Genomic DNA, 14,079 nt, shown 5'->3' on the forward strand with positions numbered 1-14,079 from the left:
ATTAATTCAGATTAAACGATATATGTGATGTGCTATATAATGATTGTAAGCTATATGTATTCTCTACATTTAACTGCTCAATACCTTGACTAACTGCTAACCCAGCTGTAATTGTAGTATACAGTGGTACATTTTGTGTTAAAGCACTCCTTCTAATAGAGTGACTATCTTGGATAGATTGAATCTTATCATTCACAGTGTTAATTACAATTGCAACTCCACCATTTTTAATTTTATCTACAATATGTGGCCTACCTTCCATAACCTTATTCACAACTTCAACATTAAATCCTCTCTCCTGTAGATAAATAGCCGTTCCCTTTGTTGCACATAGTGTGTAGCCACCTGCTAAAAAATTCGTAGCAATCTGTGGTAAGTAAATTTTATCCTCATCACGAACAGACATAAACACACAGCCAGAATTAGGAATAATAGAATTAGCCCCTAATTGAGATTTAATAAATGCCTCTGCAAAAGTTTTACCTATGCCCATCACTTCTCCTGTGGAACGCATTTCAGGACCGAGTATCGTATCAACACCTGGAAACTTAATAAAAGGAAACACAGCCTCTTTTACAAAGTAATGTTCTGGAATAATTTCTTCAGTAAATTCAATATCAGAAAGTTTTTCACCTAGCATCACTCTAGCACCAACTTTAGCTAAAGGAACTCCAGTTGCTTTACTGACAAATGGTACTGTGCGACTCGCCCTAGGATTGACTTCTAAAACATAAACAACACTACCTTGAACTGCAAATTGTACATTCATTAAACCAACCACCTGTATGGCTCTTGCCATCTCTTTGGTCTGTCTGCGAATCTCATCTTGAATACTAGAAGTCAGTGAATAAGCAGGAATTGAACAAGCAGAATCTCCACTATGCACACCCGCCTGCTCAATATGTTGCATTAGCCCACCAATCACTACTTTTTCTCCATCACTAACACAATCCACATCAACTTCTATAGCATTGTTTAAGAAACGATCTAGTAGGATTGGATTATCTTCTGATATTTTCACAGCTTCTGTCATATATTGTAATAGCTGTTCAGAATCATTGACCACTTGCATAGCCCGACCACCTAGTACATAAGATGGTCTAACAACCAACGGATAACCAATTTGCTCAGCCAACATCATCGCATCATCCACTTTATATGCAATACGGTTAGGAGGCTGTTTTAAACCCAAGTCATCTAATATTTTTTTAAATTTCTCCCTATCTTCTGCTAAATCAATACTATTAGCTGAAGTCCCTACAATATTCACACCATTAGCTACTAATTCATTGGCCAATTTTAAGGGAGTTTGTCCACCATAATGCACAATCATACCATCAGGTTTCTCAATATGCACAATGTTTAAAATATCCTCTAATGTTAACGGTTCAAAATATAAACGGTCAGATGTATCAAAATCAGTTGAAACTGTTTCAGGATTACAATTAACCATAATTGTTTCCCAACCTCTTTCCTTTAATGCTAAGGATGCATGTACACAACAATAATCAAACTCAATACCTTGGCCAATACGATTAGGCCCACCACCTAAAATAATAATTTTTTTACAAGTACTTGGTCTTGCTTCATCAAAATCCTCATAAGTAGAATACATGTAAGCTGTATCCGTTTCAAACTCCCCGGCACAAGTATCTACTCTCTTGAAAACAGGATACAATCTGAGGTCTTTCATTCTAAATTCTCTAACTTTTACCTCACTTGTACCAACTAAACTGGCAATTCTTTTATCTGAAAATCCCTTAGCTTTTAATCTCTTAAAATACTTTAATTCTACAGTCTCTAAAGTCTTTTTAGATAACTCCTGTTCTTCAGTTACAATGTCTTGAATCTGAGCCAAAAACCATGGATCAATAGATGAAATTTTATTAATTTCCTCTAGACTCATCCCTACTCTAAAAGCATCTGCCACATATAAAATACGGTCTGCTTTCGGATTAACCAACTCTTGACGAATGATTACTTCATCCTCTGTTTTTGGATCAAATCCAGATAACCCTGTTTCTAAACCCCTCAGGGCTTTTTGTACTGACTCCTGAAAAGTGCGTCCAATTGCCATAACTTCACCCACAGATTTCATTTGTGTCGTTAGATGATCATCTGCCACAGGAAATTTTTCAAAAGCAAAACGAGGTATTTTGGTAACTACATAATCAATACTTGGCTCAAAAGAAGCAGGTGTCTTCCCCGCTGTAATATCATTTTTAATTTCGTCTAGAGTGAATCCAACTGCCAGTTTAGCGGCTACTTTTGCTATAGGAAAGCCTGTTGCTTTCGATGCCAAAGCAGAAGAACGAGAAACTCTAGGATTCATCTCAATGACAATCATCTCGCCATTGACAGGGTTAACTGCAAATTGTACATTCGCTCCACCAGTATCTACGCCGATCTCACGTAATACAGCAATACTTGCGTTACGCATAATTTGATACTCTTTATCAGTTAAGGTTTGTATTGGAGCAACTGTTATCGAGTCTCCTGTATGCACACCCATAGGATCAAAATTTTCAATCGAACATACAATAATACAATTATCGTTTTTATCACGTATGACCTCCATTTCATATTCTTTCCAACGCAGTACTGACTGTTCAATTAAAAGTTCATGAGTAGGCGACGCTTCAAATCCTCGTTCACAAATTTCTAAAAATTCCTCTTTGTTATAAGCAATACCTCCTCCAGAACCCCCCATAGTAAAAGAAGGTCTAATTAATGTTGGAAATCCAATTTTATTCTGAGCCTCAAGTGCTTCTTGTATACTATGACACACAAATGATTTAGGGCAGGATAGCCCTATCTTTCGCATGGCTTCCTTAAAACGTCCCCTATCTTCTGCTTTATTAATAGCATCTTCAGAAGCTCCAATTAGCTCAACATTATATTTTTCTAATACACCATTTCTTCCCAAATCCAAAGCACAGTTTAGTGCTGTTTGTCCACCCATAGTGGGCAAAATAGCATCAGGTCTTTCTTTTTCTATAATTCTCTCAACCACTTGCCACTGAATTGGCTCAACATAAGTCACATCTGCTATTTCAGGATCAGTCATAATAGTTGCAGGATTAGAATTAACTAAAATAACTTTATAGCCCTCTTCACGCAATGCTTTACAGGCTTGCGTTCCTGAGTAATCAAATTCACATGCTTGTCCAATAACAATAGGCCCTGCACCTATAATCAAAATACTCTTTAAATCGGTTCTTTTTGGCATAACTATCTCTTTTTTTTACGAATAAATACTACCCATTATAGGCTCACGACAGCACTCTACTATTTTCAATATACTGTATAAATTGATCAAACAATACATCTATATCTTGAGGCCCTGGACTGGCTTCGGGATGTCCTTGAAAAGATAGAACAGGTTTACCTTTCAATACAATTCCTTGTAAAGACTGATCAAACAATGATCTATGTGTCACTTCTACACTGTCAGGTAAACTTTTTTCATCTACAAAAAATCCATGATTCTGACTAGTAATTGAAACTCTATTATTTCTTAAATCTATCACAGGGTGGTTCGCACCATGATGACCAAACTTCATTTTTTGAGTTTTACCACCTAAAGCCAAGGACAATAGTTGATGCCCTAGACATATCCCAAATAAGGGAATATTTTTAGACAAAAAAGTTTTAATAGCTTCAATCGCATAAGTGCATGGCTCAGGATCTCCAGGCCCATTCGACAAAAAAATCCCATCAGGATTTAAAGCCAACACATCTTCTGCTGTTGTATTCGCTGGCACCACAGTCAGTTTACATCCACGGGCAACCAATGACCGTAAAATATTCCTTTTTACACCAAAATCATAAACAATAACATTGTATTTGAAATTATCTTCTAAAGTGTATCGTTTATCTAACCGCCATTTCCCTTCCATAAAAGAATATTTTTCAGCACATGTTACTTCTGACGCCAGATCTTTTCCTGTCATTGAACCAAAATCTTTAGCCAATTGGATCCCTCTTTGAATATCTATGTGCTCTCCAGTCAAAATAGCACCTACCTGACTACCTTGAGATCGAATAATCCTTGTCAAATGCCTTGTATCTATATCTGAAATAGCAACAATTTGATGTTTTTTTAAATATTCTGAAAGACTATCTGTTGCTCTAAAATTACTCGCCAAAGAAGAAAGAGAACGAATTATTAATCCTTTGGCAAAAATTTTATCTGACTCTTCATCCTCTGAATTGACACCAACGTTCCCAATATGAGGATAAGTTAAAGTAATTAATTGTTGTGCGTACGAAGGATCAGTTAGAATCTCTTGATAACCTGTCATCGAAGTATTAAAAACCACTTCACCAACTGATTCGCCTTCACACCCAATTGAATATCCTTTGAAAACAGTTCCATCCGATAAAACCAACACAGCCTCAGTCATTTAATTACCTCAATTTCAAAATGTTATATGTTACAGTATCATTGCAGAAAAAAAGCACGGGCAGATTTCTGCCTTTCGTGCTTTTACCATTAACCTGTAAGCAGTCCATTTTAAAATAATTAATGTAATATCGCAATCAAGATTTTATAGATCTGTTACACAAAAATATTGTAAACGCTACTTAAGGTAGCTTTCTAAAGAACACCTTATATGATCCATATTGAATTTGACACTATCTTACCTATTACACTGTTACTCAACAATATAGTACGAAAAAATTCTCTTGGAGTACCTAAGACATGAGCCAAAACAAAAGCTACAATATTTTATATAAAATTCACTCTGATAATGCGTCCAGTTTGTTACCTTTAGAGATAAATTATCTAGCTTCCAACTAAATTAATAATCTATGAAATACCCATTAGACTAGTACGTAAAAAATTTTACCCTCAATAATGCATTTTATGTATATGAGATAGATACCCTTGATTTCATTATCGAATGAAACTTTAAATTACTACCACCATACTTGATTTCTATCCTCAAAATACGGATCAATGAAGTTGTTTTGGTATCAAAATAAATCAGATGTATTTTTGTTTTCATTCATATTTATTATTAAATTTGCATATTTGATGTTACTCTTTTGTATATGGCTAACATCTTTATTAATTAGATTTAACTCTCAAAATAACATAAATCCTAAATATATACATATATACTAGCGATTTACTTTTGACACTATATTTTTTTGTTTCCTAGTGAATCTATATCGAAATTCTCAATATCATACTCTGGATTTCTCTTGTACCTATGGCTATTAAACCAAATAGGTATAAGTGGATATAGTATGGCATTATTATTTTTTTCCTCATTATTTGGTTACCTTGCTTGTTCTATTAGCTCGTTTGCCAACCTAAAAGAGAAAACCCAAAAAAGAAATTTTTAGAAAGCTAAGTAGGAAAAAGTTGATAAGTAGAATTAAATGGTATTACATAGTAGCCTTACAAAGATTCATACCAATTGAAAATCTTTATTGAAATCTTAATTCAACGGAGGTTTCATTATGATAGAAAAATACAACCTTTATTTTTTGACCTACTAATAATCATTAGTAGCCGCCACTCAAATACAAATACTTATTCTTCTGAAATACTCCATTAATATAAAATAAATTTACAAGAACAAATATCTATATCAGAAAGATTCTGTCAATACGAAAGATGTAAAACCAAAAATTTTACATATCTGACCGGATTGACTGACCTCTTTGAACATAAAGCAAATACAAAAGCTATAACAGTAACTGCTAAACTTCAAATAAATCTAATTTTTCGTGTATAGGATCATCTAAGGTATGTACTATTTAAAAATTGAAGATAAATAAAACCAATAGGCTTGCAAGTATTGAAGTTGAAAAAATAAGAAACCGAAACTATCTAAAATAGTGATGTTATCAATATTAAACTAAATATACAAAATACGATACACCATTCACTTAGCTTTTATCAATCTTAATTTGCTGTATACCCTCCATTGACATGATATAGTATAGGCCATTTAGTTGATATACTGTGAATTTAACCCCGTTATACTTATTTCCTTCGATTTAATGGTTATTGTACCAACACTATTTCTTATCTTTAAAAGAAAGGCAACATCACTGTAATAAATATTGAGCCGATTGCAAAAATCATAACCGCCCCAATCCCATTGATACACCATAAAAAACCGAATATTTTAAGAAATTTTGAAACAAAATTATTACTGATCGTGTAGAATGTTTAGGAGGAGCTCCAACCCGGATTGAGACAGAGTCAAATAACAACCTAAGAATTTAAGGAAAAGTAAAATGAACGGTTTTCAATGGTTTCTTACTGCGTTAAATAATTCTTTCAAATTCAGCGGACGAGCAAGACGTGCCGAATTTGCTTGGTTCACACTGATTGCAACTATTATTTCGATACCCATTTCGTTGTTATCTACCGGATTACCAAAAATACTTGATCTACTTATCAATATAATCTACCTGATTCCAAGTACTTCAGTAACAACTAGACGGTTACATGACCTGGGGTATTCGGGTTGGCTACAAACCCCATTTACCTTACTGGGGGTATATTTCATTTTTGCAGAACCACCGGAGGCAATGACAAACAATGAAGTTTATGGATATTTTCTTATCATATTGATTTCTTTATCTTTTTTGCTGTATCTTGTATTCAAAGATGGGCAACGTAAAGATAATGCTTATGGCAAAGATCCAAAAGGTGAATTAGAAAAGATAAATAACTAGATATTTGATTTTTTTACAAAAATTAAAGGTAAGCATTTTATTTCGCCTTTTATACAGGTAACTTATTGGTAAGTGTAGTAAAAATAGACAAGTAATCAAAACAAGTACAGGATCATAAAGTTGGTGATCGATTTATGAGACCAGAAAAGCCTGTGTAGATATTTTTCAATTTTATTTTTTAAAATTTATAAAAAAATACTTGACAGGTTTCTCATGAATAACAATCTAAATGTATCCTAATAAAATGCACCCTAATAAAAATACATTTTTTGCTACAAACAACTGTCTCTTCGCAACAACTTTTAATTTTTTGAACTCAAAAAGTATTGAATTTATTAGTAAAAAGATTCTACAACAAACAATTATTCACAAGATTTTGTTTCGACAAATACTTATTACCCTTGGCTATTTATCACAGAAAATAACAGCTTATCTGTCATTTAACTTTTCTACAAATATAAGTAGGTAATATCAAGCTACCTAGATTGACTATCAATTTTGAAAAAATTTAGAAAAAGTTAAAAAATTTCTCCTATACGGTGAAATACATATTAATCAAATTAATGTTAATTATTACATTCATCAAAACAAATCCCATCATAATTGTCTAGACAAATACAAGAAATATCATCGCAGCAAGGAAAATTCTACATATTAAAATGTATCACTACTATCAGGACATTATAAAGAGAGTTTAATACCTAAAAAATAAAGATATACTGCATTTAAACCCAACATTGGGTAAAACCTGATAATAGTATCCTCATACAGATAGTGTATGACAGACTAACCTTCCATTTACAAGAGCATAGCTTGTAAATCAGTCATAAGCATTTTGTTTAATAGATGATGTAATAAACAATCTTGCCGAATGCTTTTTCATAGAACCCAGCAAATGATTACGGTTATCTCTCATATGATAAAATAATATCGATACTATGTACGCCAGTGAATGCTGTACGAGAAGATAATCGTTGCAAGAGAGTGAAAAAAAAATTTGAACACTTAAAAATTGGCATTACTATAAAAAAACTTTCTGGCAATTGGTAAGGAAATAACATACCTGAATCTGTCATTATGAAGCCGAAATAAATTATCCTTTCTGGGAATAATCAACTAAAATTATCCTAACCTTAATTTATGAAGTTATAAAGTAGTGAAATTTTTACTGTATAAGTGTGTTTCAATATTGATGTCCATCACTACATAATGATGAAATTAAGCCAGACAGCCATGATCAAAATCATTGTTACTGTTTTACGTAGATCAAGTAAAAAATCTTACCAGCTACTTATATGTTAAATTTAAAATTTGGTGATCGAATATGGTGAACTAGTTAATCTATTGTATTTTTCTTTCATATTGAAATAATAGTTCTAATAACCTAGAAATACAACATATAACATAAGAAATGAAAAAAATCAGTATTTTTCCTTTAGATAAAAAATAAGTATTTAATTTGTTGCCAGGATCATAACAATATCAAAATCCCTTGAAATGGATAGTGTCAGTTAATATAGATGAAAATTATTTGTCTACTAAAAATTGCATTACTTATACCTTAAACTTAATTTCCAAAAAAATAAACCCATTACTATTTCTTGTTACCCCTTTACCAAACTCTCTAAATTGATTCTAGCAATATTTGTTCTTAATTCACCAATAGGATAGAAAACAAATATTTTTTCTCCATTTATCGTAGTTCTGAATAATATTGACATTTAAAACAATTAGATAAGTTTTATTTTTTTCTTATGTAGGTAAAAATAGTATACTTAAAGACAGTTAATACACAATGGATAAACAATGTCTACAGATCTATTGACCAATATACAAAAAGTTTATACAGGTTTTATGAACATTCCTTTCTACTTTACTAACGATACTCACAAAATTTTATCTTCAAAACAATCTTTACTTGAACTATTGTTGGTATCAATGTTGTTATTAACAATACTTCTAATAATCAAAAAAACCAATAATCGCTCAGGTATCCTTGCAAAATATTCTCTTAACTATTTATTTATTTTTTCTATCATTGGGTTACTAAGTGGCATAAGCACATCCATTTGTATCACTTATTTTGATTATTTTCCTTTTTGGTTATATCTTTTAACTGCAATGAGCTTGTGGGGCATAGTATCCGTTCTTATCATAAAATTATTAGCTCATGTTATCCCTTATAAACTTTCTAACTACAACAAAAAAATTGCTATTGTTTTGGCCTCACTTGTTTTTGTTTTATGGTTTTCTGGTTTAGGTAAATCACTTATGGAATTTAGCCAAACAATCCAAATTTCAATTGGTAAAATCTCCATTAGTATTTTCACTTTGATTATCGGAATATTTTGGTCCATTATCGCCTTTATTGTTACCCTATGGCTGAGTAGATTTGCTGAAACTAGGATTATGTCTATTGACAATGTAGATGAAAATTTTAAATTAATTATTTCTAAGCTTCTTAAGTTTTTGATTATTTTTATTTCTGTAACTATCATATTACCTATCTTTGGCATTGATATCACCACACTGACTATTTTGGGTGGTGCCTTTGCAGCAGGGTTAGGCTTTAGTTTACGCGATATTGTCAGTAATTACATTTCAGGATTTATCATCTTATTCGATCAGTCCATACGTATCCATGACAGAATTAAAGTAAATAATTTTACTGGATATGTAACACATATCTCTACACGTTTTGTCACCCTAAAATCACATGATGGAACAGAAGCGCTTATCCCCAATCAAAAAATTATCTCAGATATTGTTAAAAATGAAAGTATGCTGGCTAAAGAATTGTTACAAGAATTTTCTTTAAAACTAGAACATGTAAACGATATTGCAGGAGCAATTAAAATCATACAAAAAAATATTCGCCAACATGTTAATGTGAATAATCAAAAGAAAATCACTGTTGTTCTACACCAAATTGATCCTATTGGTATCGAAATAAAATCATCTTATTGGATTAATACACTTTACCCTCCTGCTGCAGAAACACATTCGGAAATCCTTCAACAAATATATAATGATTTTCAAGAAAATGATATCCTATTAGCAAAATATTCTCATTACAATGTCTAAAAATTATATTAGTAAGAAGCAACAAGATGAAATCCTAGGATTTTTACAACCCCAGTTGAACTCTCCTTTGCCTGACTATACAAATTTGTTTTTGAATAAACATCCATTAGGTCTATTAAGCCCCAAATTCAAAACCTTGATTATCGAATCTATATCTCCTACATCTGTACAGAAAACACAAGATGGTATCCATATTGAAACTAAGGACTGGCTATCAATGTCTGACTTGCTCACAAAAATTACTTGGCATTGGCACGAGCAAAAAATTTATGACAATTGGAGAAATGAACTATTTGATGTTCGAGATGAACAAGATAATAATACACTATTTTTACTCGAACGTTCCGCTTTTAGACCCTTAGGACTAAAAAGTCATGCTGTTCATTTGAATGCGTGGTTCATAGACGATGATGATTCTATCGTACATTGGATCGCTAAAAGAAGCGCTCATAAAGCTGTTAGCCCCAATAAATTAGATAATATTGCTTGTGGTGGTATTAGTGCAGGAGAATCTCCCTATACATCAATCGTAAGAGAAAGCATGGAAGAAGCTGGCATCCAAGCCAATAAATTAAAATATATTTTTAAATCAAATAGTTATTTTAGTTTTCGTAAAGTGCACAACGGTATGCACCGCGAGTATTTGCATGTCTACCATTTAAAAACTAGTAAACAACTAAACCCCAATAATATTGATGGGGAGGTAAGCTATTTTCAGAAAATGACTCATTCTGAGCTTATTAATGCTATTTTAAATGGTGAATTCATGCTCGACTCAGTCATTAGTTTATTAGATTTATGGCTTTCACTACAATGTTTTGAGCCTCATGGAAAACTAGGACAGTGGCTAAAATATTTACAAATATAAGAATGTTAAGAATGAAGAACCTAGTAGGCTAATTTTCTTATCATTTAACAGTAACTACCCCCAAGATATCTCACTTCCATTCTGAATACTCCAGATCTATTATGACAAACACCGACTATCAAACTAAAACTCGCAAAACAATCGGTAAATATTTTAACCGTATACCATATATGTTACTTAACAAAAACCTATTTATAGTCTTTTTACTATCTCATCCACAGAATCTTTGGCATTACCAAAATACATAGCACTATTTTCATTAAAAAATAGTGGATTTTGCACGCCTGCATAACCAGTACTCATTGAACGTTTAAAGATAATTACATTTTTAGCATGCCAAACTTCCAACACAGGCATTCCTGCAATTGGACTATGTGGATCGATTTTTGCTGCTGGATTAACTGTATCATTAGCACCAATCACTAACACCACATCTGTATCAGCAAAATCATCATTAATTTCATCCATTTCAAAAACGATGTCATACGAAACTTTAGCTTCAGCTAATAGTACATTCATATGTCCCGGTAGTCTTCCTGCAACTGGATGGATACCAAAACGTACATCGACGCCTTGGTCAATCAATTTTTTAGCCATCTCAGTTACTGGATATTGTGCCTGAGCAACCGCCATACCATATCCTGGTGTAATGATGACACTAGAAGCATTTTTTAGTAACTCTACTACCTCATCTGCATTCACCTCTCTATATTCACCCACTTGATCACCACCAGTAGAAATATTTTCAGTCCCAAATCCACCAGAAATTACAGAAATAAATGAACGATTCATGGCCTTACACATAATGTAGGATAAAATAGCACCACTTGAACCTACCAAAGCACCAGTTACAATTAACAAATCATTTCCTAGCATAAATCCTGCTGCTGCTGCTGCCCATCCTGAATATGAATTCAACATAGAAATAACTACTGGCATATCTGCACCACCAATAGAAGCAACCAAATACCAGCCAAATAATAGTGCAATAATCAACATTGTAACCAAAGGTAGCCAAGATTCAGATTGTAAAAACAAAATCATCAACAAAAAGAAGATAACCAGTGCTAAAACAGTCAACAAGTTCTTATGAGGCACAACTAATGGCGAACTTCTTATTTTTCCACTTAATTTCGCATAAGCAACAATAGAACCAGTAAAAGTCACAGCCCCAATAAATACACCTAGAAATACCTCAATCATATGAATAAAATGCATATTGGTATCAACAGTACCTGAATCACTAAAACTGTTAATTCCAACAAATACTGCTGTCAATCCAACAAAACTATGTAAAACAGCAATTAACTCAGGCATCTGAGTCATCTCTACTTTCTTTGCCAAATAAAGACCAACAGAACCACCTATTAGCATTGCAAGTAAAATCCAGACCAACCAGTCCATGCTCTCACTTGCAATGGTTGCAACTAAAGCAACAATCATACCCAAAATGCCACAATAATTGCCTATTTTAGCTGTTTCTTGTTTCGAAAGACCTACTAAACTAAAAATAAAGCACAGTGCTGCAACAATATACGTCACGATAACCAATCCTTGTGTCATACACTACCCCCCCTCTAGCCTTTACGAAACATATTTAACATACGATTAGTGACCGAAAAGCCACCAAAAATGTTAATACTTACGAGCAAAATACCTATAAATGCCAATAAATTTAACCAGAAACTATCATTCACTATCTGAACTAGAGCACCTATAATAATAATCCCTGAAATTGCATTTGTTTCAGACATTAATGGAGTATGCAATGAATAAGTCACATTCCAAACCACATAATAACCAACCACACATGCCAGAATAAATACCATAAAATGATTTAAAAATTCTACTGGGGCATAAGCACCAACCCATAATATTGCTCCAAACACGCCTACTAATGAAATCAATTTCCGTGTTACTGAAACTTTTGCTTGTTGCTTATCTGTTTCAACCTTGACATAAGTGGGTTCAGTCTTCGGTGCTACTGATACTTGGATAGGTGGTGGCGGATACATCACTTCGCCCTGGTCACAAATCGTCATATGGCGGATAATTACGTCGTCAAAATCTAAATTAAATACACCATTTTTTTCAGGACAGGCTAATTTAACTAAATTGACCAAATTCGTCGCATATAATTGGGAGGATTGTCCTGCTAAACGATTGACCATATCGGTATAACCAACTACGGTGACCCCATTGCGTGTAATAATTTTTCCTCCTGGAACTGTATATTCACAATTACCACCACCTTTTGCTGCTAAATCAACAATTACTGAACCTGGCTTCATTGAGTCTACCATTTCTTTCGTGATTAGTTTAGGAGATGGCCTTCCTGGAATCGCAGCAGTTGTGATAATAATATCAACATCTCTTGCTTGCTCTTTGAATAATTTCATTTCTGCTGCAATGAATTCATCTGACATCACTTTGGCATAACCATCAGTACCTCCTCCTTCTTCTTGAGGAAAGTCCAATTTCAAAAATTCTGCCCCCATTGATTCTATCTGTTCAGCCACCTCTAATCTGGTATCAAATGCCCGCACTATAGCACCTAAGGAGCCCGCGGTAGCAATTGATGCTAATCCTGCCACTCCAGCACCTACAACCAATACTTTTGCGGGTGATATTTTCCCTGCTGCCGTGATTTGACCTGAAAATAAACGATCAAATGCATTAGCAGCCTCGATAACTGCTCGGTAACCACTGATATTAGCAAAAGAAGAAAGTGCATCCATAGGCTGAGCACGAGAAATACGCGGTGTCATATCCATAGCCAACACAGTAATCTTTTTACTATTTAATAATTGAATTAAATCTGAATTTTGGGCAGGTTCAATAAAACTGACTAATATTGCCCCCTCTTTCATATTAGATATTTCAGATTCCGTAGGTGCATTCACCTTATAAATAATATCAGAATGCCAAACCGTTCTGTTGACCGAAACTTTAGCACCAACTTCCTTATAGGCAGTATCAGAAAATCCAGCCTCAATACCTGCTTTTTTCTCGACCAACACTTCAAAACCAAGATCTATCAATTGGCCTACGGTTACTGGTGTTGCTGCAACTCTTTTTTCTCCTGTCAAGGACTCTCTAGGTATCCCTATTTTCATATATTCTCCTTTAACATACGACTAGCAAATTGGATTTAGTTATCCACCCAATAACCCGCTACTTATTTTAGCTTTAGAAAATTTGTCTTAACCCCCCACGAAATATTGTCTATATTGTCCAAACCTAAAACCTTTTTACAAATTATACAAGATTTTTATAAATTAGATAAATCGATAAAAATTAATTTCATTTTGTTAGTGATCCATTAAAAATCCGGTATTATCTAGCAAATGCACAAAGACCAAAACTCATTTTAACCGCAGTAAAATTTCCGATGCTCTTAACTCTAAAAACAGGGTTAAGGGCAT

Annotated in this window: 7 protein-coding genes; 3 read left to right on the plus strand and 4 right to left on the minus strand. The window is 33.4% G+C overall.

All coding sequences use genetic code 11. The features are described 5' to 3' along the window. Position 1 precedes the first annotated feature (1 nt). Together carB and carA are read right to left on the minus strand one after the other, a co-directional pair. Positions 2-3,229: a carbamoyl-phosphate synthase large subunit gene (gene carB, locus GKC53_03905; GenBank protein QRN41284.1), complete on the minus strand. Its 3,228-nt coding sequence runs from the start codon at positions 3,227-3,229 to the stop codon at positions 2-4. Between the two features lie 43 nt (positions 3,230-3,272). Further along, positions 3,273-4,406, minus strand: coding sequence for a glutamine-hydrolyzing carbamoyl-phosphate synthase small subunit (carA, locus tag GKC53_03910; GenBank protein ID QRN41285.1), 1,134 nt, complete (start codon positions 4,404-4,406; stop codon positions 3,273-3,275). 1,852 nt (positions 4,407-6,258) lie between these two features. Here carA and GKC53_03915 point away from each other — a divergent pair. The 3 genes from GKC53_03915 to GKC53_03925 all read left to right on the plus strand — a co-directional run bounded on the left by GKC53_03915 (position 6,259) and on the right by GKC53_03925 (position 10,654). Continuing rightward, complete coding sequence (locus GKC53_03915) at positions 6,259-6,702, plus strand: DUF805 domain-containing protein (protein ID QRN41286.1); 444 nt, start codon at positions 6,259-6,261, stop codon at positions 6,700-6,702. A 1,806-nt stretch (positions 6,703-8,508) separates the two neighbouring features. Further along, entirely contained in the window at positions 8,509-9,786 is a 1,278-nt protein-coding gene (locus GKC53_03920) for a mechanosensitive ion channel (protein QRN41287.1), read from the plus strand. Next, the gene (locus tag GKC53_03925) at positions 9,779-10,654 is read left to right on the plus strand and encodes a DUF4743 domain-containing protein (protein ID QRN41288.1); all 876 of its coding nucleotides are present in this window, start codon (positions 9,779-9,781) and stop codon (positions 10,652-10,654) included. The genes GKC53_03920 and GKC53_03925 overlap by 8 nt, the downstream gene beginning before the upstream one ends. Positions 10,655-10,846: 192 nt before the next feature. Here the strand turns inward: GKC53_03925 and pntB are convergent, their stop codons facing one another. Continuing rightward, positions 10,847-12,217, minus strand: a complete 1,371-nt coding sequence (gene pntB / locus GKC53_03930; protein ID QRN41289.1) for a Re/Si-specific NAD(P)(+) transhydrogenase subunit beta — start codon at positions 12,215-12,217, stop codon at positions 10,847-10,849. Between the two features lie 14 nt (positions 12,218-12,231). Continuing rightward, on the minus strand, positions 12,232-13,770 hold the full coding sequence (locus GKC53_03935; protein ID QRN41290.1) for a Re/Si-specific NAD(P)(+) transhydrogenase subunit alpha: 1,539 nt from the start codon (positions 13,768-13,770) through the stop codon (positions 12,232-12,234). Positions 13,771-14,079: the final 309 nt, after the last annotated feature.

This window comes from Neisseriaceae bacterium, assembly GCA_016864895.1.
GTDB lineage: Bacteria > Pseudomonadota > Gammaproteobacteria > Burkholderiales > Neisseriaceae > QFNR01.